Origin of the sequence: Thermomonospora sp. CIF 1 (assembly GCF_001896795.1) — a bacterium.
In the GTDB taxonomy this organism is placed as follows: Bacteria; Actinomycetota; Actinomycetes; order Streptosporangiales; family Streptosporangiaceae; genus Thermomonospora; species Thermomonospora curvata.
Genome location: NZ_MOYN02000021.1, coordinates 357,967 through 383,454 on the forward strand (window position 1 = coordinate 357,967; position 25,488 = coordinate 383,454).

Annotated in this window: 27 protein-coding genes and 1 riboswitch; of the genes, 14 read left to right on the forward strand and 13 right to left on the reverse strand. The window is 73.2% G+C overall.

Annotated features, from left to right (window positions below):
- Nucleotides 1–81: 81 nt before the first annotated feature.
- The 4 genes from carA to pyrR are packed head-to-tail and all read right to left on the reverse strand — an operon-like array spanning nucleotide 82 to nucleotide 4,122.
- A complete protein-coding gene (gene carA, locus BUE48_RS14890) occupies nucleotides 82–1,215 on the reverse strand; it encodes a glutamine-hydrolyzing carbamoyl-phosphate synthase small subunit (protein WP_286990167.1) in 1,134 nt (377 codons plus the stop codon).
- A complete protein-coding gene (locus tag BUE48_RS14895) occupies nucleotides 1,212–2,501 on the reverse strand; it encodes a dihydroorotase (protein WP_012853340.1) in 1,290 nt (429 codons plus the stop codon). The genes carA and BUE48_RS14895 overlap by 4 nt, the downstream gene beginning before the upstream one ends.
- Nucleotides 2,498–3,439: an aspartate carbamoyltransferase catalytic subunit gene (locus BUE48_RS14900; protein ID WP_012853341.1), complete on the reverse strand. Its 942-nt coding sequence runs from the start codon at nucleotides 3,437–3,439 to the stop codon at nucleotides 2,498–2,500. The genes BUE48_RS14895 and BUE48_RS14900 overlap by 4 nt, the downstream gene beginning before the upstream one ends.
- Nucleotides 3,436–4,122 carry a bifunctional pyr operon transcriptional regulator/uracil phosphoribosyltransferase PyrR gene (gene pyrR / locus BUE48_RS14905; RefSeq protein ID WP_012853342.1) on the reverse strand — a complete coding sequence of 229 codons (687 nt, stop codon included), beginning with the start codon at nucleotides 4,120–4,122 and terminating at the stop codon, nucleotides 3,436–3,438. Before pyrR ends, BUE48_RS14900 begins: the two co-directional genes overlap by 4 nt.
- Before the next feature lie 397 nt (nucleotides 4,123–4,519).
- Here pyrR and bldD point away from each other — a divergent pair, with 397 nt between their 5' ends.
- Nucleotides 4,520–5,014, forward strand: a complete 495-nt coding sequence (gene bldD, locus BUE48_RS14910) for a transcriptional regulator BldD (RefSeq protein ID WP_012853343.1) — start codon at nucleotides 4,520–4,522, stop codon at nucleotides 5,012–5,014.
- 163 nt (nucleotides 5,015–5,177) lie between these two features.
- On the opposite strand, the gene BUE48_RS14915 is transcribed toward bldD, so the two are convergent.
- The 3 genes from BUE48_RS14915 to BUE48_RS14925 all read right to left on the reverse strand — a co-directional run bounded on the left by BUE48_RS14915 (nucleotide 5,178) and on the right by BUE48_RS14925 (nucleotide 8,319).
- Nucleotides 5,178–6,602, reverse strand: coding sequence for an MFS transporter (locus BUE48_RS14915; protein ID WP_012853344.1), 1,425 nt, complete (start codon nucleotides 6,600–6,602; stop codon nucleotides 5,178–5,180).
- A 222-nt stretch (nucleotides 6,603–6,824) separates the two neighbouring features.
- A complete protein-coding gene (locus tag BUE48_RS14920; RefSeq protein WP_012853345.1) occupies nucleotides 6,825–7,322 on the reverse strand; it encodes an SAV_6107 family HEPN domain-containing protein in 498 nt (165 codons plus the stop codon).
- A 283-nt stretch (nucleotides 7,323–7,605) separates the two neighbouring features.
- Nucleotides 7,606–8,319 carry a L,D-transpeptidase family protein gene (locus tag BUE48_RS14925; RefSeq protein WP_148233029.1) on the reverse strand — a complete coding sequence of 238 codons (714 nt, stop codon included), beginning with the start codon at nucleotides 8,317–8,319 and terminating at the stop codon, nucleotides 7,606–7,608.
- 107 nt (nucleotides 8,320–8,426) lie between these two features.
- On the opposite strand from BUE48_RS14925, the gene BUE48_RS14930 reads away from it, so the two are divergent.
- The 5 genes from BUE48_RS14930 to BUE48_RS14950 all read left to right on the forward strand — a co-directional run bounded on the left by BUE48_RS14930 (nucleotide 8,427) and on the right by BUE48_RS14950 (nucleotide 11,262).
- Nucleotides 8,427–8,894: a YbaK/EbsC family protein gene (locus BUE48_RS14930; RefSeq protein WP_012853347.1), complete on the forward strand. Its 468-nt coding sequence runs from the start codon at nucleotides 8,427–8,429 to the stop codon at nucleotides 8,892–8,894.
- Nucleotides 8,895–8,948: 54 nt separating this feature from the next.
- Nucleotides 8,949–9,302: an ArsC/Spx/MgsR family protein gene (locus BUE48_RS14935; protein WP_012853348.1), complete on the forward strand. Its 354-nt coding sequence runs from the start codon at nucleotides 8,949–8,951 to the stop codon at nucleotides 9,300–9,302.
- Between the two features lie 141 nt (nucleotides 9,303–9,443).
- The gene (locus BUE48_RS14940) at nucleotides 9,444–10,262 is read left to right on the forward strand and encodes a hypothetical protein (RefSeq protein ID WP_286990172.1); all 819 of its coding nucleotides are present in this window, start codon (nucleotides 9,444–9,446) and stop codon (nucleotides 10,260–10,262) included.
- A 58-nt stretch (nucleotides 10,263–10,320) separates the two neighbouring features.
- Nucleotides 10,321–10,650 carry a hypothetical protein gene (locus BUE48_RS14945; RefSeq protein WP_012853350.1) on the forward strand — a complete coding sequence of 110 codons (330 nt, stop codon included), beginning with the start codon at nucleotides 10,321–10,323 and terminating at the stop codon, nucleotides 10,648–10,650.
- 9 nt (nucleotides 10,651–10,659) lie between these two features.
- A complete protein-coding gene (locus tag BUE48_RS14950) occupies nucleotides 10,660–11,262 on the forward strand; it encodes a GNAT family N-acetyltransferase (RefSeq protein ID WP_245536863.1) in 603 nt (200 codons plus the stop codon).
- Between the two features lie 88 nt (nucleotides 11,263–11,350).
- On the opposite strand, the gene metF is transcribed toward BUE48_RS14950, so the two are convergent.
- Nucleotides 11,351–12,286, reverse strand: coding sequence for a methylenetetrahydrofolate reductase [NAD(P)H] (metF, locus tag BUE48_RS14955; RefSeq protein WP_286990174.1), 936 nt, complete (start codon nucleotides 12,284–12,286; stop codon nucleotides 11,351–11,353).
- Between the two features lie 324 nt (nucleotides 12,287–12,610).
- Between metF and BUE48_RS14960 the strand changes: the two genes are divergently transcribed.
- Complete coding sequence (locus BUE48_RS14960) at nucleotides 12,611–13,672, forward strand: polyprenyl synthetase family protein (protein ID WP_012853353.1); 1,062 nt, start codon at nucleotides 12,611–12,613, stop codon at nucleotides 13,670–13,672.
- A 407-nt stretch (nucleotides 13,673–14,079) separates the two neighbouring features.
- Nucleotides 14,080–14,994, forward strand: coding sequence for a serine/threonine-protein kinase (locus tag BUE48_RS14965; protein ID WP_012853354.1), 915 nt, complete (start codon nucleotides 14,080–14,082; stop codon nucleotides 14,992–14,994).
- A gap of 12 nt (nucleotides 14,995–15,006) precedes the next feature.
- Here the strand turns inward: BUE48_RS14965 and BUE48_RS14970 are convergent, their stop codons facing one another.
- The 4 genes from BUE48_RS14970 to BUE48_RS14985 all read right to left on the reverse strand — a co-directional run bounded on the left by BUE48_RS14970 (nucleotide 15,007) and on the right by BUE48_RS14985 (nucleotide 17,599).
- Nucleotides 15,007–15,171 (reverse strand): hypothetical protein, encoded by a 165-nt coding sequence (locus BUE48_RS14970; protein ID WP_012853355.1) that lies wholly within the window; start codon nucleotides 15,169–15,171, stop codon nucleotides 15,007–15,009.
- 100 nt (nucleotides 15,172–15,271) lie between these two features.
- The gene (gene thiE / locus BUE48_RS14975; protein WP_012853356.1) at nucleotides 15,272–15,952 is read right to left on the reverse strand and encodes a thiamine phosphate synthase; all 681 of its coding nucleotides are present in this window, start codon (nucleotides 15,950–15,952) and stop codon (nucleotides 15,272–15,274) included.
- A gap of 40 nt (nucleotides 15,953–15,992) precedes the next feature.
- Entirely contained in the window at nucleotides 15,993–16,355 is a 363-nt protein-coding gene (locus tag BUE48_RS14980) for an Rv2175c family DNA-binding protein (protein WP_041439812.1), read from the reverse strand.
- A 59-nt stretch (nucleotides 16,356–16,414) separates the two neighbouring features.
- Nucleotides 16,415–17,599: an NAD(P)/FAD-dependent oxidoreductase gene (locus BUE48_RS14985; RefSeq protein ID WP_012853358.1), complete on the reverse strand. Its 1,185-nt coding sequence runs from the start codon at nucleotides 17,597–17,599 to the stop codon at nucleotides 16,415–16,417.
- A 78-nt stretch (nucleotides 17,600–17,677) separates the two neighbouring features.
- Nucleotides 17,678–17,791: riboswitch (TPP riboswitch) on the forward strand.
- On the opposite strand from BUE48_RS14985, the gene thiO reads away from it, so the two are divergent.
- The 5 genes from thiO (at nucleotide 17,783) to BUE48_RS15010 (ending at nucleotide 22,977) form a co-directional block, all read left to right on the forward strand.
- On the forward strand, nucleotides 17,783–18,931 hold the full coding sequence (gene thiO / locus BUE48_RS14990; protein WP_286990179.1) for a glycine oxidase ThiO: 1,149 nt from the start codon (nucleotides 17,783–17,785) through the stop codon (nucleotides 18,929–18,931). (Overlaps the previous riboswitch by 9 nt.)
- A complete protein-coding gene (gene thiS, locus BUE48_RS14995) occupies nucleotides 18,928–19,128 on the forward strand; it encodes a sulfur carrier protein ThiS (protein WP_012853360.1) in 201 nt (66 codons plus the stop codon). The genes thiO and thiS overlap by 4 nt, the downstream gene beginning before the upstream one ends.
- Entirely contained in the window at nucleotides 19,125–19,949 is an 825-nt protein-coding gene (locus tag BUE48_RS15000; RefSeq protein WP_052305518.1) for a thiazole synthase, read from the forward strand. The genes thiS and BUE48_RS15000 overlap by 4 nt, the downstream gene beginning before the upstream one ends.
- Before the next feature lie 94 nt (nucleotides 19,950–20,043).
- Entirely contained in the window at nucleotides 20,044–21,987 is a 1,944-nt protein-coding gene (pknB, locus tag BUE48_RS15005) for a Stk1 family PASTA domain-containing Ser/Thr kinase (protein ID WP_286990182.1), read from the forward strand.
- 129 nt (nucleotides 21,988–22,116) lie between these two features.
- Nucleotides 22,117–22,977: a deoxyribonuclease IV gene (locus tag BUE48_RS15010; protein WP_012853363.1), complete on the forward strand. Its 861-nt coding sequence runs from the start codon at nucleotides 22,117–22,119 to the stop codon at nucleotides 22,975–22,977.
- A gap of 435 nt (nucleotides 22,978–23,412) precedes the next feature.
- On the opposite strand, the gene BUE48_RS15015 is transcribed toward BUE48_RS15010, so the two are convergent.
- Complete coding sequence (locus BUE48_RS15015) at nucleotides 23,413–24,036, reverse strand: sulfite oxidase-like oxidoreductase (RefSeq protein ID WP_012853364.1); 624 nt, start codon at nucleotides 24,034–24,036, stop codon at nucleotides 23,413–23,415.
- 291 nt (nucleotides 24,037–24,327) lie between these two features.
- Here BUE48_RS15015 and aroF point away from each other — a divergent pair, with 291 nt between their 5' ends.
- Nucleotides 24,328–25,371 (forward strand): 3-deoxy-7-phosphoheptulonate synthase, encoded by a 1,044-nt coding sequence (gene aroF / locus BUE48_RS15020; protein ID WP_012853365.1) that lies wholly within the window; start codon nucleotides 24,328–24,330, stop codon nucleotides 25,369–25,371.
- Nucleotides 25,372–25,488: the final 117 nt, after the last annotated feature.

The window sequence follows — 25,488 nt, forward strand, 5'->3', positions numbered from 1 at the left end:
TGGCTTCACAGAACTGGTCGAGAAGACCGGCGGAATCACACGGGCCGACGACAGCCCCAGGACGGAAGAAATCGGGACACATTACGCACGCGCCTTCCCGTTCGCGGCCTTCCCATCCATCAGCTCGCAGAACCGGTCGAACAGCGAAGTGGAATCGTGCGGGCCGGCCGCGGCCTCCGGGTGGTACTGGACGCTGAAGGCCGGGTAGTCCAGCAGCCGCAGGCCCTCCACGCAGCCGTCGTTGAGGTTGACGTGGCTGACCTCGGCGCGGCCGAAGGGCGTGTCGAACGGGCCGTCCAGCGGGGCGTCCACGGCGAACCCGTGGTTGTGGGCGGAGATCTCCACCCGCCCGGTGCGGCGGTCCCGCACCGGCTGGTTGATGCCGCGGTGGCCGAACCGCAGCTTGTAGGTGCCCAGCCCCAGCGCCCGGCCGAAGATCTGGTTGCCCAGGCAGATGCCGAAGAACGGCTTGCCGGCCTGCAGCACCCCGCGCAGCGTCTCGACCGCGTACCCGGTGGCGGCCGGGTCGCCCGGCCCGTTGCTGAAGAACACCCCGTCGGGGTCCAGCGCCAGGATGTCCTCGGCGGTGGAGGTGGCCGGCAGCACGTGCACCTGGCAGCCGCGCTCGGCCATGTAGCGCGGGATCATCGCCTTGATCCCCAAGTCCACGGCGGCCACGGTGTAGCGCTTGGGGCCGACGGCCGGGACGACGTACGGCTCGGGGGTGGTGACGGTGCGGGCCAGGTCGGCGCCCTCCATCGACGGGCTGGCCAGCACCCGCTCCAGCAGCGCCTGCGGGTCGGTCTCCACGCTGGAGATCCCGCCGCGCATGGCGCCCTTGTCGCGCAGGTGGCGGGTGAGGGCGCGAGTGCCGGGCATGGCGATGCCGACGATCCCCTGGGCCCTGAGCTCCTCCTCCAGGGTGCGGCGGGCCCGCCAGCTGGAGGCGATGGGGGACGGCTCGCGCACCACGTACCCGGCCACCTGGATGCGCCCGGACTCGGGGTCCTCGTCGTTGACGCCGGTGTTGCCGATGTGCGGAGCGGTCATCGCCACGATCTGCCCGGCATACGACGGGTCGGTGAGGGTCTCCTGGTAGCCGGTCATGCCGGTGTTGAAGACCATCTCCCCGAACGTCTCGCCCTCGGCGCCGAAGGCGACCCCATGGAACACCCGGCCGTCTTCGAGCACGAGCATCGCGGCGGGTCGGGTCATTGCAGCTTTCCTTCCCAGACGGTGGGCCGGCCGCGCAGGAACGTCGCCACCACCCGGCCCGGCAGCTCCAGGCCGGCGAAGGGGCTGTTGCGGCTCTTGGAGGCGAAGGTCGCCGGGTCGACGACGGTGCGCGGGGACGGGTCGTAGAGCACCACGTTGGCGGGGGAGCCGGCCTCCAGCGGCCGGCCCTGCCCCTCCAGGCGGCCGATGCGGGCCGGGCGGAAGGACATGCGGTCGGCCACGCCGGCCCAGTCCAGCAGCCCGGTCTCCACCATGGCGAGCTGGATGACCGGCAGCGCCGTCTCCAGCCCGATCATGCCCATGGCGGCGGCGGCCCACTCGGTCTCCTTGTCCTCGACCGGGTGGGGGGCGTGGTCGGTGGCGACCGCGTCGATGGTGCCGTCGGCCAGCCCCTGGCGCAGCGCGGCCACGTCCTCGGCGGTGCGCAGCGGCGGGTTGACCTTGTAGATGGGGTCGTAGCCGCGCACCAGGGTGTCGTCCAGCAGCAGGTGGTGGGGGGTGACCTCGGCGGTCACCTGCCAGCCCTTGCTCTTGGCCCAGCGGATGATCTCCACCGAGCCGGCGGTGGAGACGTGGCAGACGTGCAGCCGGGAGCCCACGTGCGCGGCCAGCAGGCAGTCGCGGGCGATGATGGCCTCCTCGGCCACCGCGGGCCAGCCGGGCAGTCCCAGCTCCGCGGAGACCTCGCCCTCGTTCATCTGGGCGCCCTCGGTGAGGCGGGGCTCTTGGGCGTGCTGGGCGATGACGCCGTCGAAGGCCTTGACGTACTCCAGGGCCCGCCGCATGATCACCGCGTCCGACACGCAGTGCCCGTCGTCGGAGAACACCCGCACCCGCGCGGCCGAGTCGGCCATCGCGCCCAGCTCGGCCAGGTGCTTGCCGGCGATGCCCTGGGTGACCGCCCCGACCGGGTGCACATCGCAGTACCCGGCCTCGCGGCCCAGCCGCCACACCTGCTCCACCACGCCGGCGGTGTCGGCGACCGGGTGGGTGTTGGCCATGGCGTGCACCGCGGTGTAGCCGCCCTTGGCGGCGGCGCGGGTGCCGGTCTCCACGGTCTCGGCGTCCTCGCGGCCGGGCTCGCGCAGGTGGGTGTGCAGGTCGACCAGGCCGGGCAGGGCGATCAGCCCGGCGGCGTCGAGCACCTGGGCGCCGGCGGCGTCCAGGCCGCGGCCGACCTCGGCGATCACCCCGTCCCGCAGCAGCAGGTCGGCGGGTTCCCCGCCGAGCAGGCGCGCGCCTTTGATGAGGAAGCTGTGGCTCACTCGGACACCTCCTTGCCGATGGCCGGCTCCGAGCCGCCCAGCAGCAGGTAGAGCACGGCCATGCGGGCGCTGACGCCGTTGGTGACCTGCTCGGTCACGGTGGAGCGGGGCGAGTCGGCCACCTCGGCGGCGATCTCCACACCGCGGTTCATCGGGCCGGGGTGCATGACGATGGCGTGCTCGGGCAGCTTGGCGACGCGCTCGGCGTCCAGCCCGTAGCGGCGGCTGTATTCACGGACGGTCGGGAAGTAGGCGGCGTTCATGCGCTCGCGCTGCACCCGCAGCATCATCACCACGTCGCTCTTGGGCAGCTCGGCGTCCAGGTCGTAGGAGACCGAGCAGGGCCAGGAGTCCACCGCGACCGGCAGCAGCGTCGGCGGGGCGACCAGGGTGACCTCGGCGCCGAGGGTGTTCAGCAGCAGCACGTTGGAGCGGGCCACCCGGCTGTGCAGCACGTCCCCGACGATGGTGACCCGCCGGCCGTCCAGGTCGCCCAGGCGGCGGCGCATGGTGAAGGCGTCCAGCAGCGCCTGGGTGGGGTGCTCGTGGGTGCCGTCGCCGGCGTTGATGACGCTGCCGCGCACCCAGGTGGCCAGGCGGTGGGGGGCGCCGGCGGCGCTGTGCCGGATGACCACCGCGTCGGCGCCCATGGCCTCCAGGGTCAGCGCGGTGTCCTTGAGGCTTTCGCCCTTGGAGACGCTGGAGCCCTTGGCGGAGAAGTTGATCACGTCGGCCGACAGGCGCTTGGCGGCGGCCTCGAAGGAGATGCGGGTGCGGGTGGAGTCCTCAAAGAACAGGTTGACCACCGTGCGGCCGCGCAGGGTCGGCAGTTTCTTGATCGAGCGGTCGGCGATCTGGGCGAGCTCCTCTGCGGTGTCCAGCACCAGCAGCGCGTCGTCCCGGCTCAGATCGGCCGCGGAGATGAGGTGACGCTTCACTTTGCGGACTTCCTGTCGGGCGAACCTGCTGCATCGTCGGGGCGCCGGGCCGGCGGGCGGCGGGCCGGCGACGGCGATCCGTCGCGGGCGCCGTCGGCCGGTCCGATCAGCACCGCGTCCCGGCCGTCGTTCTCGGTCAGCAGCACCCGGACGGTCTCGCGCATCGAGGTGGGCAGGTTCTTGCCCACATAGTCGGCGCGGATGGGCAGCTCGCGGTGGCCCCGGTCCACCAGCGTCGCCAGCTGCACGGCGCGCGGCCGGCCCAGATCGCTGAGGGCGTCCAGCGCGGCGCGGACGGTGCGGCCGGAAAACAGCACATCGTCCACCAGCACCACGATGCGGTCGTCGATGCCCTCGGCCGGCAGGTCGGTCCTGCCGAGCGCCCGGGCCGGACGCATCCGCAGGTCGTCGCGGTACATGGTGACGTCGAGCGAGCCGTGCGGGAAGGGCTTGCCCTCGACCTCCTGCAGCCGGGCGGCCAGCCGGCGGGCGAGCGTCACCCCGCGGGTCGGGATGCCCAGCAGGACGACGTCGTCGCCGCCTTTGGTGCGTTCGAGGATCTCGTAGGCGATACGGGTGAGCGCGCGGCGGATCTCGGGGGCCTCGAGAACGGCCTTGTGTCGCAAATCACGTTCCGCATCGCGCGCCTCGGCCGGCTCCGCCGGCCTGGAGGCAGCGTTCACCGCCTCAACCTCCTTTCCCGCCTCACGGGACGGGGCTTAAAGGACGTCTTGCCGCCCTCACCGTAGCAGCCCGCTTCGGCCGGTCTGCTCCCAGGCCGGGACGTCTTGCCAGGTGAGAGAGGTCACTTCGGGCGGGGTGCGGCGGGGGCCGCCGCGGTGAGCCGGGCGGGCGGGGCATGCCGGGGCCGGGGCCCGTCCCCGCGATTCGACCGCTTTTTTCCAATCGGCTTGACCTGGGGCCCTCCCCGTTTTACCGTCACTGTCCGTAACCATCCCTGGAGACGGGTCCGGGGCGTTCGGTCCCGGTCCCAGCTCCCTCCGGGGGCGAGTGCGAGACCGCCGCTCCCCGGTACCGAGCTGATTTTGACGACGAAAGTGAGCCTGGGGGGCCGCAACGATGCCGTCTGAATACGCTAAGGCTCTTGGCGCGCGTCTGCGCGCGATCCGTACTCAGCAGGGCCTGTCCCTGCACGGCGTGGAAGAAAAGTCCCGCGGCCGCTGGAAGGCCGTCGTGGTGGGTTCCTATGAGCGCGGCGACCGCGCCGTCACCGTCCAGAAGCTGGCCGAGCTCGCCGACTTCTACGGCGTGCCGGTCTCGGAGCTGCTGCCGGGCGGGGCCTCGCCCAGCCCGCTGGGGCCGACGCCCAAGCTGGTGATCGACCTGGAGCGGCTCCAGCAGCTTCCCAAGGACAAGGCCGGCCCCCTGGCTCGTTACGCCGCCACGATCCAAAGCCAGCGCGGCGACTACAACGGCAAGGTCTTGTCGATCCGCCAGGAGGACCTGCGCTCCCTGGCGGTGATCTACGACAAGTCCCCCGCCGACCTGACCGAGGAGCTCATCAGCTGGGGCGTCCTCGACCCGGAGGCCCGCCGCGCCGTCGAGGCCTTCTGATTCCCGCCGTACCCGCCGCATCGCAGGCCGCTTGAGCGGTCTGCGATGCGGCGGTTCGTCTTTTCACGGGAGAGCCGCCCTGGACTCCTCCGAGCGGGAGGTGCCGCCTCCCGGAGGGTTGAGCGCCGGAACCGCCCGGGCGGGAAAGGGCGGCGCATGGCGCTCAATGCGGGCCCGTCCGCCGGGCGGCCGGACCGGCGCGTCTTCCGGGCGCGAGCAGGGCGAACACCATCGCGGCCGCCATCGTGGCGGCGGCCGCCAGGAACCCGGCGACGAAGCCGCCCTCGGTCGGCGTGCCGCCGGCCGTCGCCGAGGCGGTGATGATGGCGGCGCTGGCCTGGGTCCCCAGCGACGCCCCCACCGTGCGGATCAGCGTGTTCACCCCGGTGGCCACCCCCGTCTGCCCGGCCGGGACGGCGGCGACCACCAGATTGGCGACCGCCGCATACGCCAGGCCGAGGCCGATCCCGCGGACGGTGCTCGCGGCGTACAGCTGCCACATCTCCTCGTGCGCGAACGCCACGTACCCGTATCCGGCCAGCGCCATCGACGCCCCGGCCAGCAGCACCGTGCGGGAGCCGATCCGCACATCCAGCGCCCCGGCGGCGAATCCCGCCACCGTCATCCCCACGCTGGCGGGCAGCTGCAGCAGCGCCGCCTGCGTGGCCGAACCGCCGAACCCGAAGCCGCCGCCGGCGGGCGCCTGCACCAGCAGGGGGAACAGCACTCCCCCGGCCATCAGCGCATAGCCGGCCAGGACCGAGGCGACGTTGGCCGTCCACACCCCGCGGATGCGCATCACCCGCAGGTCCACCAGCGGCTCGGCCACCTTGGACTCCACCGCCAGCCAGCAGGCGGCCAGCAGCGCGGCCGCCGCCAGCAGGGCCAGCAGCAGCGGATCGGTCCAGCCCCGGGCCGGGGCCTGGGTGAGCGCGGTGAGCCCGCCGACCATCCAGGCGGCAAAGAGCACCGCGCCCCACCAGTCGATCCGCGCCCCCGTCCGCCCGGTCGACCTTGGAACGATCCACCATGCCGCCGCCATCCCCGGCACCAGTCCGGCCACCGGCACCCACAGCAGCCACCGCCAGCCGAACCAGTCGATGACCGGCCCGGCGATCACCCAGGACACCGCGCCGCCCAGGCCCAGCATCGACGACATCAGCCCCACCGCCGAGGCCGTCCGGTGCGGCGGGCTCACCTCCCGGATGATCGTGTACGCCAGGGGGAACACCCCGCCGCCCGCTCCCGCCAGCACCCGGCCGGCCAGCAGCAGCGGCAGCGAACGCGCCAACGCGGCGACCACCATCCCGACCACGGTCACCGCCAGCACCGCCAGCAGCACCCGCCGCGGCCCGAACAGGTCCCCCAGCCGCCCGATCACCGGCGTCCCCACCGCCGCCGACAGCGTCATCGCCGTCAGCGCCCACGCCGCCCCTCCGGCGGAGGTCTGCAGATCCCGCTGGATCAGCGGCAATGCGGGGGTCACCACCGCCATCGACAGCGAGTACGCCATCACGCCCAAAAAGGCCAGCAACGGCACGACCCGCCGGTCGCCCCGCCCGCCCGGGCCCCGTCCACCCACTCCCATGCCGAGGCCACGTTACCCACTGGCCTCGGCAAAGCCCTCCTTCACCCCCCTTACCTCCCGAAACACCGCACAGCCAGCAAGGCGGGCCGCGGGGAGGGCGTGTCGGCGGGGCCGCTCAGGGGCCCGCGGCCCCGCCGACACGGGGGGCTCCGGCATCGCCCGAGGGGAGGGGGAGGCGATGCCGGCCCGGGGAGGCCGGAGGCGCTCCCCGGAGTGCCGTGATCAGCCGGCCCTGGTCTGCGGGAGGGGGAGGGCGGTCTGGCCGGGGACGCCGAGGGTGTCCTCCACCAGGGAGACGAAGACCTCCGCGTCGCTCAGCAGCTCCTCGGCCTCGCGGGGGGTGACGGCGCGGGGCAGGCCGGCCTCGGCGGCGGCGCGCTTGTCGGCGCCGGCGGCGAAGAAGGCGGCCCACTCCCGCAGCGCGGGCTCGGCCTCCGGCAGCAGCACCCAGACGCTGCGGGGCCGGCCCCGGCGGGGCTTGTCCGGCGGCCGGCGGGCGGCCAGCACGGCCGCGGCGGCGCGCAGGGCGGCCAGGTGGGCCGACACGTAGCGGACGGCCGGCGAGGTGGCCTCGGCCGCCTCGGCCAGGCACATGCGGGCCGCCTCCAGCTGGCCGCGCACGGTGTGACCGGACCGCGGCGACGGGACGCTGCGGGGGCGCGGGCTCGCCGGGCGGGCGGCGGGGTCCGCCCCGCCCCCGGCGGCTGTCGATCCGGACATGCGCCTGCCTCCTTCCGGCTCCGGGCCGGCCGGGCGGAGAGCTTCCCCTCACTCCGCCCGGCCGTCACGCCCCGCCGCTCCGGCGGCGGGGCGTGCCCTTGGCGCGGGCCGCGAGCCCCGCGCCACATCGAACACAAGTTCGATGCACTCTCAGTAAACCGCCCGCATCACAGTTCGTCAATACGTTCGAACACCGACTTTCACCAGGTCATCCATAGAGGACGCCCCGGCTCGCCGATGGCGGGACCCAGTACACCAGCCGGGTCTGACAAAACCGGACAACTCACTCGGGACGGCGCACGTGCACCGGGACGTTGGTGCCGACGAGCTTGGGAAACTCCTCGGCGACGTTCATCGGCAGCCGCACGCACCCGTGCGACGCCGGATAGCGGGGGACGCTCAGCGACCCGTGGAAGGCGATGCCCCCGTAGAAGTAGACCGGGTTGTACAGCCGTCCCAGCGGCGAGGTCTCCCAGCCGGAGACGCGCCGGCCCGTGCGGAAGTCCCCGGTGGGGGTCAGCACGTGCTCCCCCGACCCCGAGGAGATGTGAGAGATCAGCACGGGCCGCCCGGCCTTGTAGACCACCAGGTACTGGCGGCGCAGATCGACATCCACCCGCTCGGGCTCGCGCCGCTTGGACACCGGCCGCGGCGCCTTGGGGTTCTCCAGGGCCGCCCACATCCGTTCGCCGACCGTATCGCTCACCTTGATGCGGTTGACCTTCTGGAACGCCCACACCGCCATCTGCGTGAGGTTGCCGTAGCGGCCGTCGATGGGGCCGGGGGCGTACCCCAGTTCCTTGAGCCGCCGTTGCAGCGCCTTGACGTGCTCGCCCCGGGCGCCCGGCTTGAGCGTGGGAGGGGGCGTGGGCGTGGGGTCGGGCGTGGCGGGGGTGACCGTCGCCACGGCCGGGCGGGGCCGGCTCACCGCCGTGGTGCCCGCCTGCGTGCAGCCGGACAGCGCCAAGGCGCCGCCCGCCAGAAGGAATCCCGCCATCTGCGCCCGTGTCCCCATCCGCGACCTCCCACCGCAAGGATTCCCTTCGCGACGGGTGTTCCATTCGCCGGTCCGAGGGCGTGAACGCAGACTTTAAGGTGCTGGGCATGCATCCCAACGTCGAACGTGTGGCCGCGGCCCTCAAGGAGCTGGGCGCCAAGGGTCAGATCGTGGAGCTGCCGGAGGCGGTCCGCACCGCCGAGGCCGCCGCCGAAAAGCTCGGCTGCCCGGTGGGCGCCATCGCCAACAGCCTGGTCTTCGCCGCCGACGACGCCCCCCTGCTGATCTTGACCAGCGGCGCGCACCGGGTGGACACCGCCAAGGCCGCCGCCCTGGTCGGGGCGCGGAAGGTGCGGCGGGCCTCCCCCGAGTTCGTCCGTCAGGCCACCGGCCAGCCGATCGGCGGGGTGGCGCCGGTCGGGCATCCGGCGCCGATCCGGACGCTGGTCGACACCTGGCTGCGCGAACACGAGGTGGTGTGGGCGGCCGGCGGTCACCCCAACACCGTCTTCCCCACCTCCTTCGAAGAGCTGGTGCGCATCACCGGCGGCACCCCGGCCGACATCGGCGCCTGAACGGCGGGGGCCGGGCGGGCCGCGGCGTCCGCCCGGCCCTGAGAGAATCCCGGCATGGAGATCTGGCACAACCCGCGCTGCTCCAAGAGCCGCGCCGCCAAGGCCGCCCTCGACGCGGCGGGCGTGACCTACACCGAACGCCGTTACCTGGACCGGCCGCCGACGGCGGACGAACTCGACCGGGTGCTCACCGCCATCGGCGCCGAGCCCTGGGAGGTGGCCCGGCTGAACGAGCCGGTGGCCAAGGAGCTGGGGCTGAAGGACCTGCCCCGCCAGCGGGCCCGCTGGATCGAGGTCATGGTCGCCCACCCGGTGCTGATCCAGCGGCCCATCATCATCACCGACGACGGCCGGGCGGTGGTGGCCCGTGACGAGGCCGCGGTGAAGCGGGCGCTGGAGGGCGCCTGAGGGCCGGTCCGTCCCGAAGCGCGGCGCATGCTTGGTCATCGCCACGTACCACTCGTAATCTGACGTATACGGTACGGCCCCTCCGCCGCACCGCTGGGGCCTGGTGAGAGCCCCGAACCGTCCGTCAGCATCGGAGCGGCCATGAGCGCGAGCATGCGCGGCGGTCCCGCCGCACGGGACCCGCAGTTCCGCGGGATCGACCCCGATGCGCTGGGGCACCTGCTCAAGCAGATGACCGCCGCCAACCGGGCGATCATCGGGTGGCTGGAGGCCCATCCCCCGCCGCCCGGGGTGCCCGTCTCAGGGCACCTGCGGGCGCAGGAGGTCAGCGTGTGGGTCGGCGAGCAGCTCGGCATGCTGCACCGGCGCTACAACTACGCCATCACCCACCCCGACCCGGCGGGCGGTCCCCGCGCCGTCCCTGCGGCCCCGTTCGCCCCGGGCGTGCCGCGGGCGAACGGGGGCGGCGGGACGGCCGAGCCGCCGCGCAGGTCACCGACGCCCAGGGGCGCCGGTGACGACATCGGGCTCTTCCCCGACCGGCCGTCCGCCCAAAAGGCCGCCCGTGCCGACGCCCTGGCCATCGAACGGGCCATCAAGGGAGGCGGGCCGATTCCCCAGGAGGTCTGGCGGCGGCTGGAGCAGGCCGCCGACGATCCGGACTACACCGAGGAGCTGTATGACCGGCTCGGCCCGGCCGGGGTCGCCGAGCTGATCAAGCGGGCGGCCGGGGACGAGGAGCGGCTGCAGGCGCTCAGCCGGTCGCTGGGCACCGCCAGCTTCCACCTGCCCATGAACACCGCCTGGCTGAAGGCGCTGCTGGCCGAGGCGGACCGGCTCGGCGTCCGCGACATCGCCGTTCACGTGCTGTCGCAGGCCCACTTCAGCCCCCGCACCGACGCGGCCCTGGACCGGCTGGACCTGCTGGGCCCGCTGGCGCCGGTGCCGCAACAGCGGTAGCGCCCCGAGCAGTGAGGAGACCGACGGCCCGGCAGGGCCGACATCCCGGAAGGCCGATATGACGCCACCGCCGCCGCCGACCGTGCCACCGCCCATCGACCAGGCCACCGCGCGGCTGCTGCCGCCGGGCGAGGTGCCCAACCCCGAGTACGCCCGGCTCTATCACGCCTACCGGGACGCCTACGGCAGCATCGACCAGCTGCGGCGGGCGCTGGACCCGCCGCTGAAGACCCTCAACGGCACCGACGCCTGGCTGGGTCCCGAGGCCCGCAGCTGGGGCGAGCGGCTGGAGGAGAACCGGCGGATGCTGCAGCAGGCGGCCGAGCAGATCCTCAGGGACTTGCACGCCGCGCTGATCGCCACGCCCCGCACGATCCAACGGGTCTAGTCTGGCGGAGTGGACGACGCTGACCAGGCCGACCGGCCCAGAGTGCGCGAGCTGGACGAGCGCGGCTTCCGGCGCCGCCTCGGCCCGATCCTGCAGGTGTACGCGGCGGCGATGAACCCGCCGCGGGACCAGCTGCCGGGCCGGTATTCGATCATGGAGCGGCACGCCACCTACCCGCGGTTCCGGGCGCTGGTGGCCGAGACGCGCCGCCCGTTCCTGCGCGGCGCGACGATCCTGGGGTTCGCCTACGGCTTCCACGGGGCGCCCGGCCAGTGGTGGCACGATGTGGTCCGCCAGGGGCTGACCGAGGCGGGAGGCCCGCAATTTGCCGCCGAGTGGCTGTCGGACGCCTTCGAGGTCGCCGAACTGCACGTGGACCCCGCCCACCAGGGGCGGGGGGTGGGCCGGACGCTGCTGACCAGGCTGTGCGCCGGCCGCAGTGAGCGGACCGTGGTGCTGTCCACGCTGGCCCGCGATCCGGAGACCCGGGCCCGCCGGCTCTACCGGTCGGTGGGGATGATCGACCTGCTGCCCGACTTCGAGTTCCCCGGGGGCGGTCCCCGCTACGCGGTGATGGGCGCCCGGCTGCCGCTGGCGGTCTCCCCGGAGTGATAAGACGGCAGCGGCGGCCGGGCCGGCGGGCTTTCCGCAGGGCGCTCCCTTCAGCGCGAGAAAGCCGGGACGCGCGACGCGGGGCGCGTCAGGCGGTGGCCGTGGCCGGTGCCGGGGCGGGCCGGTGGGCACCGGTGTCCAGCAGCCCGTAGACCTCGCGGGTCGCGGTGGACTTGTTGAAGGTGATGAAGTGGATGCCCGGCGCCCCCTGGTCCAGCAGCTCCTGGCACAGCTCGGCGGCGTGCTCGATGCCCAGCCGGCGCACCGCCTCCGGGTCGTCGGCGACCGCCTCGAAGCGGGCGGCCAGCTCCGGCGGGAACGGCGCGCCCGACAGCTGCTCGGAGCGTTCGATGGTGCTCAGCTGGGTGACCGGCATGATGCCCGGGATGATCGGGACGTGGCAGCCGTGCGCGGCGACCCGGTCGCGCAGCCGGAAGTAGTCCTCGGCGCGGAAGAACATCTGGGTGATGGCGTAGTCGGCGCCGGCCCGGCACTTGGCCACGAAGTGGCGGGTGTCGCTTTCGACGTCGGGCGAGCGCGGGTGCCGGTAGGGGAAGGCCGCCACGCCCACGCAGAAGTCGCCGGCCGAGCGGATCAGGCGCACCAGGTCGGCGGCGTACTCCACCCCTTGGGGGTGCTTGACCCACTCCCCCGTGGGGTCGCCCGGCGGGTCGCCGCGCAGCGCCAGGATGTTGCGCACCCCCACCGCGGCGAACCTGCCGATGAGGTGGCGCAGCTCGGCGACGGAGTGGTTGACCGCGGTGCAGTGCGCCACCGGGGTGAGGGTGGTCTCGGTGGCGATCCGCTCGACGATCTCGACGGTCTTGTCGCGGGTGCCGCCGCCGGCGCCGTAGGTGACCGACACGAACGTCGGCCGCAGCGCCTCCAGCTGCCGGATGGTGCGCCACAGGTTGCGCATGCCCGTCTCGGTCTTGGGCGGGAAGAACTCAAAGGAGAACGACTTGCCGCCGGCGGCGAGCAGCTCGCGGATGGTGGGCGGGCGGTCAGGCAACACAGGACGCATCCCTCCAGGCTAGTGCGATCTTCAGAACCTGTCTCGGGCCGCCCGCGGCCCCGCACGGCGGGGACGGGGCGGGCGGCCGGCGTTCTCACCGCAGCGGATCAGGAATGTACCCGTAGAAAAACCACATCGTGACCTGTCCGTAAGGTGTGAGGATCGTCGAATCGGCAGTTGCGGGAAATAACCCACTTTCCGCTATTGCGGATCGTTCCATCTTGACGTTCATAATGACCATGATCGACAGGTCGGGGCGGCACGGTCGTCAACTGGGGTGCTCGGCCCGACCTGAGTGAGAACACCCGTCTCCGGTTCACTAGGGTGATCGATATGTCCGCTGGCCGTGTTCGCAAGGAAATCGACCACGCGCTGCTGTCCTTCGTGGATCGGCAGCGTCCGGGGGTGCTGGCGATCAGTGATGACCTGGCACCTTTGCTCAGCGCGCTGGATGCGCTGCTGGCCGGTGGCAAGCGGCTGCGCCCGGCGTTCTGCTACTGGGGCTGGCGGGCCGCCGGTGGCGAGGACATCGAGGCCGCCACCGGCATCGCCGCCGCCGCGGCCTCGCTGGAACTGCTGCAGGCCAGCGCGCTGATCCACGACGACGTCATGGACGCCAGCGACACCCGGCGCGGCCAGCCGTCGGCGCACCGCCGTTTTGAGGCCATGCACCGCGAGCACGGCTGGCGGGGCGGCGCGGCGGCCTTCGGCGAGGGCTCGGCGATCCTGCTGGGCGACCTGTGCCTGGCCTGGTCGGCGGAGATGTTCGACACCAGCGGGCTGGACACCGAGGCGCTGCGCCGCGGCCGCCCGGTGTTCGACCTGATGCGCACCGAGGTGATCTGCGGCCAGTACCTGGACATGCTGGAGAGCGCCCGCGGCGCCGGCACGGTGGAGCGGGCGCTGACGGTGGTGGAGTTCAAAAGCGCCAAGTACACCATCGAACGCCCGCTGCACATGGGCGCCGAGCTGGCCGGCGGCACCCCGGAGGTGGTGGAGGCGCTGCGCGCCTACGGGCGCCCGCTGGGCATCGCCTTCCAGCTGCGCGACGACGTGCTGGGGGTGTTCGGCGACCCGGCCGAGACCGGCAAGCCCGCCGGGGACGACCTGCGCGAGGGCAAGCGCACCGTCCTGGTGGCCTTCACTTTGGAGCGCGCCACCCCCGCCGAGGCCGAGTTCATCGAGAGCCGGCTGGGCGACCCGGAGCTGGACGCCGAGGGGATCGCGCAGCTGCGCTCGATCATCGACGGCAGCGGGGCGCTGGCCGCCTGCGAGGAGCTGATCGACCGCTACACCGAGCAGGCCTATGAGGCCCTGCGGTCCGCGCCGATCGCCTCCGACGCCCGTCAGGCCCTGGCCGAGCTGGCGGTCGCCGCCACCGCCCGCCGGGTCTGAGCGGCCCGCAGGCGAGGTGGGCCTTTTCAACGCCTTGTCCGCGCAGGCCGCAGCCGGGGTATCGCCATCAAAGGCGATGCCTTGACCCAAGCGGACGCCCCCGGGGCTCCCGCCGCGGCGCCCTTGGGTCGCGTGGTGAAAAAGATCCCGTGAGCGATGCGGCGGGTCTCCGGCGGCCTGGACGAGCACGGGCCGATCGAACCGGTGACGCCCTGGCGGCGTCACCGGAGGCTCACGCCTGTCCCGAACATCCGGCACGTGCCGCCGGATCCGGTGAGACGAAGCGGCATTCGATGCCTTGACAGGCGTTTTACTGTGCGTTTTACCGCACATCGGGCGGGCCGACACGGTACAAAGAGCCGGTAAAGATCGTCCGTCCTCGTCCGAACCCGTACCCGGAGCGTGCCGTGCAACCGCAAACGGCCCCGCTGAGCCCCGATGACCCGCGCCGCCTGGGCGGCCGCCTGCTGCTGGGCAGGCTCGGTGAGAGCAGGCAGGGCGTGGTCTATTTGGGCCGCGGAAAGGACGGCGAACTGGTCACCGTGAAGGTGCTGCGCGCAGGGCGCGGCGCCGGGCTCCGCGCCCGCGACCGCTTCGCCCGGGAGGTGGCCGCGGCCCGGCAGGTGCCCGGGCCGTACACCGCCCGGGTCCTGGCCGCCCGGGTGAGCGGCGACCGCCCTTACATCATCAGCGAGTACGTGCCCGGCCCTTCGCTGCAGCAGGTCGTCGCCGAGCGCGGCCCGCTGCCGGAGGAGCGGCTGCACAAGGTGGCCCTGCGCACCGCGCGGGCGCTGGCCGCCGTCCACCGGGCCGGCCTGGTGCACCGCAACTTCACACCCGAGCACGTGCTGCTGGCCCGGGGCGGCGCCAAGGTCATCGGACTGGGCGTCGCTCGCACCCTGCGCGCTGCCGGCCCGGCCGGCACCCCCGCCTACCTGGCGCCCGAGCAGATCGAAGACGAGCCGGTCGGGCCGCCCGCCGACGTCTTCGCCTGGGGCGCCACCATGGTCTACGCGGCGACCGGGCGCCCCCCGTTCGGCTCGGGACCCGATGCGGCGGTCATGCGCCGCATCGTCGCCCGCTCGCCGGAGCTGGGCGGCACGCCCGAGCCGCTGCGTTCCCTGGTGCTCGGCTGCCTGGACAAGAACCCCGCGGCCAGGCCCACCGCCGCCCAGCTGGTGCGGGCGCTGCGGGAGGGCCGGCCGCCGGCGCCCCGGCCCCGCCCGCAGGGCATCCCGCGCTATCGGTGGCGGATGATGGTGGCCCTGGCCGTGGTGGTGACGGCCGGCTTCACCGTGGGAGTGCTGCTGCCCGGGGTCTGATCGGACGGATCCTCACCAGTGCGGGGGGCGTTCCTCCAGCAGCCGTGAGTCGTCATCGTCGTCCCGCCACCGGCCCCAGCCGGTGTCGGTGTCATCGACGGTCTGGTCGGGCAGGATCTCCAGCTCGTCGTCGTCGACCAGGTCGACGGGGCGCTCCTCGTCAGGGCTGATCGTCATGGGTCAATTGTCGGACATCCGGTGAGCGGTCGACGACCGATCCTCCTTTTCCCGCCGGCCACCGGCGCAAGGAGCCGCCGATGGCCGGCGGTGAGATCGGTCACAGCGGCGGCGCCTGGCGCAGCCGGCGGGCCAGTTCGGCGGTGGCCGCGCCCGGGTCGTCGGCCTCGGTGATCGCCCGGACCACCACGATGCGGCGGGCACCGGCCTCCAGCACCCGGTCGAGATTGCCGGCGTCGATGCCGCCGATGGCGAACCAGGGCCGTCCGGCGCGCAGCGAGGCGGCGTACTCCACCAGTTTCAGCCCCGCCGCGGGACGGCCCGGCTTGGTCGGGGTGGCCCACACCGGCCCGGTGCAGAAGTAGTCCACACCGGGCTGGGCGGAGGCCTCGCCGGCCTGCTCGTCGCTGTGGGTGGACCGCCCGATCAGCACGTCCTCCCCCACGATCCGGCGGGCGTACGGCACCGGCAGGTCGCCTTGTCCCAGATGCAGCACATCCGCCCGCGCCGCGTACGCCACGTCGGCGCGGTCGTTGACCGCCAGCAGCGCTCCGTGCCGGTCGCAGGCGTCCCGGAAGACCTCCAGGTACTCCAGTTCCTGGCGGGCCTCCAGGCCCTTTTGGCGGAGCTGGACGATGTCCACCCCGGCGGCCAGCACCGCATCGAGGAACTCCGGCAGGTCGCCCTGGCGCTCCCGGGCGTCGGTGCACAGGTAGAGGCGGGCCCGGTCCAGCCGGGCCCGCAGCGCTACGGCGCGATCGGACAACAGATGAGTCGGCAATGTACGGGGTCCTCCCGGGCCGCCTTAAGGGGCGGCCCGTCTAGAACGCCAGCGCCTGGGCGCGGCGGCGGATCTCGGTCCCCCGATTCTCGGCCAACGCCTGCACGGGGGTTCCGGGCAGGGTGTCGTCGGCGGTGAACAGCCACCGCAGGGTCTCCACGCTGTCATAGCCGGCATCCGACAGCAGCGTCAGCGTGCCCGGCAGGCCCTTGAGGATCTGCCCGCCGCGGATGAAGGCGGCGGGGACCATGATGGTGCCCTCGCGCTGGACGCCCAGGAGCTTGTGGTCGCGGATGAGTTGCTTGGTCCGGCTGAGGTTGAGGCCCAGCCTCTCGGCGGCCTCCTGCAGTGTGAGCCATTCCCCGACGAGCGCGTCGGTGTGTGCGTCGAGCCTGCTTTCCATTGTGGCTTGCATCTGCGTCACGCCACCTGGCCTACCACTCCCGCACACTTCTGAAACCATCAGGTGAGAACTGCTTTGCGCAATGGTGTATCGGGGTCGGCCACGGCCGCGGCGTCCAGCCGGGCGCCCTCGGCGATGAGCCGGCGGGCCTGCACCAGGTCGCGCGGCCGGTCAACGGTCAAGATCGCCTCCAGGCGGTCGCCGGTGAACCAGCAGGCGGCCCAGCGGCGCTCGGTGGGGTCGCCCCGGTAGACCAGGCGCTCGGCGATCGGGTGGTGCCCGGCGTACTGCACCATCCGCCCGAACTGCTCCGACCAGAAGTAGGGCACCGGGTCGTAGACGGCCGGCCGGCCCAGCAGGGTCGCGGCCGCCACGTCGGGGGCGTTCAGCGCGGTGTCCCAGTGCTCCACCAGCATCCGCCGCCGGTACCGCCGCGACCACCAGGACGCGCAGTCGCCGACCGCCACGACCCGCGGGTGACCGGTGCGCAGCGTCTCGTCGGTGACCACGCCGCCGTCCACCTCCAGGCCCGAGCCCGCCAGCCAGCCGAGGTCGGGACGCACGCCGATGCCCACCACGATCGCGTCGGCGGCGATGCGGTCGCCGTCGGCCAGCACCAGGGCGCCGGGCTCGACGGAGGCGACCTTGGCGCCGGTGCGCAGCTCCACGCCGGCCTCGGCGTACCAGGGGACGGTGTGCGCCCCCAGCTCGGCGCCGAGCGGGCCCGCCAGCGGGGCGTCGGCGGCCTCCACGACGGTGACCGCGCAGCCCTTGGCCGCCGCCGCGGTGGCCACCTCGGCGCCGATCCAGCCCGCGCCGACGATCGCGATCCGGGCGCCTTCGCGCAGCTGCGAGCGCAGGCGCCGGGCGTCGTCGATGGTGCGCAGCACGTGCTGGGGGCCGTCGCCGGGCAGTGTGATGGGGGTGGCGCCGGTGGCGATGACCAGCCCGTCGAACGGCAGGTCGCCGGCGGTGGTCGCCAGCGTGCCGCCCTCCTCGCCGAGGCGCAGGCCGCCGGCGCGCTCGCCCAGCAGCAGCCGGCAGCGCAGCGCCGTCCAGTCGGCGTCGACCGTGGTCTCCTCCTGGTCGCCCATCAGGACCGCCTTGGACAGCGGCGGCCGGTCATACGGCGGGTGCGGCTCGGCCGACACCAGGGTCAGCTCGCCCTCATACCCCTTGGCCCGCAGGGCCTCGACGGAGCGGACCCCGGCCAGCCCGCCGCCCACCACAATGACGCGCTCCATGGAGGCAAACCTTAATACCCGTGCACTTACATGCTTTGGGGTGGTCAAACCGGGAGGTAGCGGGACGCATAGGCTAGGGGCGACGAGCGCGGGAGCCCGGTGCGACCGGGCTGAGAGGGCGGCTGAACGGGCCGCCGACCGCCAGGACCTGATCCGGATCATGCCGGCGAAGGGAGCATGCCGATGCCGACCCCCGACGGGCCCGGCGACCTGCTGGTCGTCGGGGCGGGAGTGATCGGGCTGGCCACCGCCTGGCGGGTGGCGGCCCGGGGAGCGACGGTGACCGTGGCCGATCCCGCGCCCGGCAGCGGGGCGTGCCATGTGGCCGCCGGGATGCTCACCCCCGTCAGCGAGGTGACCTACGGGGAGGAGCCGCTGCTGCGGCTGGGGCTGGCCTCCCGGGACCGCTACCCGGCCTTCGTGGCCGAATTGGAGGAGGTCTCCGGGCGGCGCACCGGGTACCGCGGCGACGGGGTGCTGCAGGTCGCCTTCGACTCCGACGACCTGGCGTTCCTGGAGGAGCTGCGGCGCTTCCAGCAGTCGCTGGGCCTGACGGTGGAGGCGCTGAGCGGCCGCGAGTGCCGCCGGCTGGAGCCGATGCTGGCGCCCTCGGTGCGCGGCGGGCTGCTGGCCGCCGAGGACGGCTCGATCGACCCGCGCCGGCTGACCGCCGCGCTGCTGGCCGCCGTCGAGAAGGAGGGCGTGCGCATCGTCCGCCGCCGCGCCACGCACCTGCTGGTGGAGCGCGACAGGGCGGCCGGGGTGCGGCTGGAGGACGGCGAGGAGCTGCGCGCCGACATGGTGCTGCTGGCCGCCGGGGCCTGGAGCAGCGACCTGCAGGGCCTGCCGGAGGGGGTGGTGCCGCAGGTGCGCCCGGTCAAGGGCCAGGTGCTGCGGCTGCGGTCGAAGATCCCCTTCCTGGAGCGCACCACCCGCGGGGTGGTGCGGGGCTCGTCGATCTATCTCGTCCCTCGGGAGGACGGCGAGCTGGTGGTGGGCGCCACCCAGGAGGAGATGGGCTTTGACACCACCGTCACCGCCGGCGGCCTGTGGCAGCTGCTGCGGGACGCCCGGGAACTGCTGCCCGGCGTCACCGAGCTGGAGTTCACCGAGGTGTCGGCCGGGCTGCGCCCCGGCTCGCCGGACAACGCGCCGGTGCTGGGCGCCAGCGCGCTGCCGGGTCTGTTCCTGGCCACCGGGCACTTCCGCAACGGGGTGCTGCTGACCCCGATCACCGCGGACGTCATGGCCGAGATCCTGGTGGACGGCACGGTGCCCCCCGAGGCCGCGCCGTTCACCGCCGACCGGTTCGCAGGGGAGGCGAGGGCGTGAAGGTCACCGTCAACGGGCGGGAGCGGGAGCTGCCCGAGGGGACCACGGTGGCGGAGGTGGTGGCGTCGGTCACCGCGGCCACGACCGGGGTCGCGGTGGCGGTCAACGGCGAGGTCGTCAGCCGCGGGCAGTGGGCCGACACGGCGGTGCGCGACCGCGACCGCGTCGAAGTGCTGACCGCGGTGCAGGGAGGATGAAGGTGACCACGACGAGCGCACCGGACCCGGCGGACATCGCCACCGGGGCGGCCCGGGATCCGCTGGTGATCGCCGGGCGGACGTTCGGCTCCCGGCTGATCATGGGGACCGGCGGGGCGCCCAGCATGCAGGTGCTGGAGGAGGCGCTGGTGGCCTCCGGCACCGAGCTGACCACGGTGGCGATGCGCCGGGTGGACCCGGCCGCCCGCGGCTCGGTGCTGGATGTGCTGCGCCGCCGCAACATCGCGGTGCTGCCCAACACCGCCGGCTGCTTCACCGCCGGGGAGGCGGTGCTGACCGCCAAGCTGGCCCGCGAGGCGCTGGGCACCGACTGGGTCAAGCTGGAGGTGATCGCCGACGAGCACACGCTGCTGCCGGACCCGGTGGAGCTGCTGGAGGCGGCCGAGCGGCTGGTGAACGAGGGGTTCACGGTGCTGCCCTACACCAACGACGACCCGGTGCTGGCGCGGCGGCTGGAGCAGGTCGGCTGCGCGGCGGTCATGCCGCTGGGGTCCCCCATCGGCTCGGGGCTGGGCATCCGCAACCCGCACAACATCGAGCTGATCGTGGAGCAGGCGAACGTCCCGGTGATCCTGGACGCCGGGGTGGGCACCGCCAGCGACGCGGCGCTGGCCATGGAGCTGGGGTGCGATGCGGTGCTGCTGGCCACCGCGGTGACCCGGGCGCAGTCGCCGGTGGCGATGGCCGTCGCGATGCGGCACGCCGTCCAGGCCGGGCGGCTGGCCCGCCTGGCCGGGCGCATTCCCAAGCGCCGCTACGCCCAGGCGTCCTCACCCTGGGAGGGCCTCAGCGCGCCCTGACCGGCCCGCAGAACCGGCGGGACGGAAGCCCCCGTTCGTACTTCATACCACGGGCTGATGAGGCGCGGACCCAAACGCCCGTACACTCACTGCGATGGACACCACGGTTGCCGATCCCCTCGTCGGGCAGCTGCTCGACGGGCGCTACCGCATTGAGTCCCGGATCGCCCGAGGTGGCATGGCCACGGTGTACGTGGCCCGCGACACCAAGCTCGATCGGCAGATCGCGCTGAAGGTGATGCACGCCAACCTCGCCCAGGACGAGGACTTCGTGCGGCGCTTCATCGGCGAGGCCAAGGCGGCCGCGGCCCTGTCGCACCCCAATGTGGTGGCGGTCTACGACCAGGGCACCGACGGCCGGCACGTGTTCTTGGCGATGGAGTACGTGCGCGGCCGGACGCTGCGCGACCTGCTGACCGAACGCGGGCGGCTGGACCCCCGCGAGGCGCTGGAGGTCATGCGGCCGGTGCTGGCCGCGCTGGCCGCCGCGCACCGGGCCGGGCTGGTGCACCGCGACGTCAAGCCCGAGAACGTGCTCCTCACCGAGGACGGCCAGGTCAAGGTGGCCGACTTCGGGCTGGCCCGCGCCGAGACCGCCGGCAAGCAGACCAAGACCGGCCTGATCATCGGCACCGTGGGCTATCTGGCGCCCGAGCAGGTGCTGACCGGGCGCGCCGACTTCCGCTCCGACGTCTACGCCGCCGGGATCATGCTGTTCGAGCTGCTGACCGGCCGGCAGCCGCACACCGGGGACACCCCGCTGGCGGTGGCCTACAAGCACGTCAACGAGATCGTGCCGCCGCCGTCGACCCTGGTGCCGGGCCTGCCGTCCCAGCTCGACACCCTGGTCACGCTGGCGACCAGCCATGATCCGGCGCGCCGCCCGCAGGACGCCGGGCAGTTCCTCAAGGCGGTCTCGGACGTGGCCGCCGCGCTGCCGCCCGACGGCGACGCCCAGGCCGCCACCTCGGTGCTGCCCATGCCCACCGCGCCGCAGGGGCCGGTGCACTCGCCGACCCGGGTGCTGGGGCCGGAGATGATGCCCCCGCCGCCGCCCGAGCCGGCCGCGCCGCCCCCGCACGCCGCGCCGGCCACCCCGATGGACCGCCTGATCGGCGCGGCCACCAGCCGCTATGTGCTGATCGCGATCGGCGCGCTGGCCGCGGTGATCCTCGGCTGGGCGGTCTGGTACCAGGTGTCCGGGCAGTACGACCACGTGCCCGACGACATCATCGGCATGCGGCTGGAGGACGCCCGGCAGGCGCTGGGCTCCGAAGGCATCGTGGTGAAGGTCGCCTCGCCCGTCTACCACGAGAAGGTGCCCAAGGGGCACGTGGCGGCCTCCGACCCCGGCCCCGGCGAGCGGGTCCCCAAGGGCGGGTCGGTCACGCTGACCCCGTCCAAGGGCCGGGAGCCGATCGAGGTTCCCGATGTGCGCGGCAAGCCGCTGCAGGAGGCGCGGGAGATCCTGGAGAAGGCCGGGTTCCAGGTCGGCGAGGTGACCCGCGAGCCGTCCCAGACGGTCCCCAAGGAACACGTGGTGCGCACCGACCCGCGCACCGCCGAGCGGCACTCCCCCGACGAGCCGGTGGGCATCGTGGTCAGCTCCGGCATGACCATGCCGAACGTGGTGAACACCGACGCCGAGCAGGCCGAGAACCAGCTGCGGGCGATGGGCCTGGAGGTGGAGGTCGAAAGGCGGGACCAGCCCGGCCGGCCGCGGGGCATCGTGCTGGAGCAGCATCCGCAGCCGGGCACCGGGGTGTCGCGGGGCGAGAAGGTGAAGCTGGTCGTCAACAAGAAGGACTGCGGCTTCCTCGGCGACTGGAACCCCTTCTGCCGCGACGACGACAACCCCGACGCCCTGCCGGTGCCCACGGTGCTCGGCCGGGACATCGAGGAGGCCCGCCGGATCCTGCACAACGCCGGGTTCAAGGTCGAGGTGCACCGCGAGCTCGGGCTGCGCCGGGTGATCCGGCAGGAGCCGGGGGTGGGCGGCAGCGCCCCCCGCGGCGCCACGGTCAAGATCTGGCACTGAACTCCTCGCCCGCGGCGCCGGAGGCGGTAGCGTGGTTGCCGCCGAAGGTCGCCGGCCGTGGTCGCGCGGCCGCATGCCGCATTCCCCTCTGCCCTTCGGGGGCAGGGCCGCCGCATCTCAGGAGCTGTGATGAGCGCCGTGCACACCCCCATCGGGGGGCATGTCCCGGTCGCCGGGGGGCTGGCCACCGGCGGGCTGAAGTACGCCGAGCGGATCGGCGCCGAGGTGATCCAGGTCTTCGTGGGCAACCCGCGCGGCTGGGCGATGCCGGGCGGCAAGCCGGAGGAGGACGCCAGGCTCAGGGAAAGCGGCGTCCCGGTCTTCGTGCACGCCAACTACCTGATCAATCCCGGCTCTCCCAACCCCGAGACGCTGGAGAAGTCGCTGGCGGCGATCCGGCACGCGCTCAGGCGCGGCCACCAGATCGGCGCCGGCGGGGTGGTGATCCACACCGGCTCGTCGGTCAGCCAGTCCTACGAGCAGGCGATGCGGCAGATCCACGAGCGCCTGCTGCCCGTCCTGGAGGAGATCGGCGAGGACGGCCCGCCGCTGCTGCTGGAGCCGATGGCCGGGCAGTCCAACATGCTGTGCGCCACCGTCCAGCAGCTCGGCCCCTACTTCGAGGCCCTGGAGCACCACCCGAAGCTGGGGGTCTGCCTGGACACCTGCCACGCCTGGGCCGCCGGCCACGACCTGACCGCGCCCGGCGGCGTCAAGGAGACCATGGACGCCCTGGTGGCCACCGTCGGGCCGGGGCGGCTCAAGCTGATCCACGCCAACGACTCCAAGGACCCGTGCGGCTCGTGCCGCGACCGGCATGAGAACATCGGCGCCGGCCACATCGGCGAGGCCCCCTTCGCCGAGCTGCTTCGTCACCCGGCGGCCGCCGGCGTCCCGTTCGTCATCGAGACCCCGGGACGCGACCCCGAGCCGCACCGCAAGGACATCGAGACCCTCAAACGGCTCAGGGACGCCTCCCGGACGGCCTGACGATCTTCCCCTGCCCCTTCGGCCGGCACGCCGCGCACCGGGCGCTGAGGGCCGTTGTGAACGCATCCGCCGATGGGTTCCGGCATGCGCCGGGCGCCGCTGAACAACCCCCCGACTATCCAGCGGCGCCCGGGCTTTCCGCCGTCGGATCCCACCCCCCCGGTACGGGATCTGACGGCCCTGTGACCCGGCCGGCGGCGGAGCTGGCCTGTGGGCCGCCGCCGGGTCTTCCGGTGTCGTCTTGTCATGCCGACGGAGCACCCCCGGCCGGCCGCGCGCACCACCCGGCGGCCGGACCGAATGGATCCCGCTGAGCGGCAGATATCAAACGATCCGTATCCGTCGACGCACTCACAGTAGCCGATCGGCGGCCGACAGGTCGAGCATGCCGAGAGTTTTCTGCGGCGCCTTCTCGCGCAAGGCCGCCGCAGGAGGTCACAGCGGCGGCGCTTCGCCCTCTTCCTCCTGGTAGGAGTACCGCTGCTCCCGCCAGGGGTCGGCGATGTTGTGGTAGCCGCGCTCCTCCCAGAAGCCGCGCCGGTCCTTGATGAGGTACTCCACCCCGCGCGCCCACTTGACGCTCTTCCAGGCATACAGGTGGGGGACCACCAGCCGGACGGGGAAGCCGTGGTCGGGGGTGAGCCGCTCGCCGTTGCGGTAGAGGGCGAACATGGTCGCCTCGGCGAGGAAGTCCGACATGCGGATGTTGGCGCTGTAGCCGTACTCGGCCCACACCATGACGTGCGTGGCGTCGGGGTGCGGCGGGGCCAGCTCCACGATCGTGCTGCCGGAGACCCCCTCCCACAGGTTGTCCAGGACGCTGAACTTGGTGACGCAGTGGAAGTCGGCGACCGCCCGGACCCGGGGCAGGCGTTCGAACTCCTCCCAGGTCCAGATGTACTGCTCGCCGGAGGCGGTGGCCCCGAACACCCTGAAGTCCCAGCTTTCGGGGCGGAACTTGGGCACCGGGCCGTAGTGCAGGACGGGCCAGCCCCGGGGAACGTACTGGCCGGGGGGCAGAGCCCTTGCGTGCGGAGGTTGTTCCGATGGGGAGGACATGACGGGCTCATCCTGCCATCTCGGTGACCTGGGCCATACTCGGGCCCTCCCTGCCGCGCGGCCGCCCGGATGGGTTATCCTCGTCCCATGCGCAACACCTACCGCTGGATCTTTTATGGCCGGCCCGGGACACGGGTGACGGCCGGTCCGGCGTTGCGCTGACAGGCTCACGAAAGCCCCGGGTCCCGAGCGGCCCGGGGCTTTTTTCGTGCACGCCTCCCCGACCGAACGCCTGAAAGCAGGCGGCAGCGACAGACGAGCGACACAGACGAGCAACGAGGAGAGACAGACATGGTCGTCGTGATGGGACCGGAGGCCACCGAGGCCGATATCGCCGCCGTCGTCTCGATCGTGGAGACGGCGGGCGGGGAGGCCTTCGTCAGCCGCGGGGTCAGCCGCACGATCGTCGGCCTGGTGGGGGACGTGGAGCAGTTCGGCTCACTGAACCTGCGGCGCATGAACGGCGTGCGCGACGTCATCCGCATCTCGGCGCCCTACAAGCTCGTCAGCCGGGAGAACCACCCCGACCGCTCGGTGGTGCGGGTCGGCGGCGTGCCGATCGGGCCGGGCACCATGACCCTGATCGCCGGCCCGTGCGCGGTGGAGACCCCCGACCAGACCCTGCGGGCCGCCCAGATGGCCAAGGCCGCCGGCGCCACCCTGCTGCGCGGCGGCGCGTTCAAGCCGCGCACCTCCCCCTACGCCTTCCAGGGACTGGGCGAGCAGGGCCTGAAGATCCTGGCCGACGTGCGCGCCGAGACCGGGCTGCCGGTCGTCACCGAGGTGGTGGACGCCCACGACGTGGAGCTGGTCGCCTCCTACGCCGACATGCTGCAGATCGGCACCCGCAACGCCCAGAACTTCTCGCTGCTGCAGGCCGTCGGGGAGGCCGGCAAGCCGGTGCTGCTCAAGCGCGGCATGAGCGGCACCATCGAGGAGTGGCTGATGGCCGCCGAGTACATCGCCCAGCGCGGCAACCTGGACATCGTGCTGTGCGAGCGGGGCATCCGCACCTTCGAGAAGGCCACCCGCAACACCCTGGACATCTCGGCGGTGCCGGTGGCCCAGCGCCTGTCGCACCTGCCGGTGATCGTGGACCCCTCGCACTCGGGCGGGCGGCGCGACCTGGTGCTGCCGCTGACCCGGGCGGCGATCGCGGTCGGCGCCGACGGGGTGATCGTGGACGTGCACCCGCACCCGGAGACCGCGCTGTGCGACGGGGCGCAGGCCCTGGTGGACGGGGACGTGCGGGAGCTGGCCCGGCTGGTGCGCGAGCTGCCGCCGGTCTTCGGCCGGTCCCTCACCCAGGCCCCCGACGCGCTGGCCATGGGCTGAGCGGCGGCCTTCGGCGGCGGGCACCGGCCGCCTCGCCGGAACCGCCGCCGGAAGGCAGCTGTCCGCAAGGCGGGCGGGGTTGATAAGGTCACGGCCATGGCGTATTGGACGGCGCAA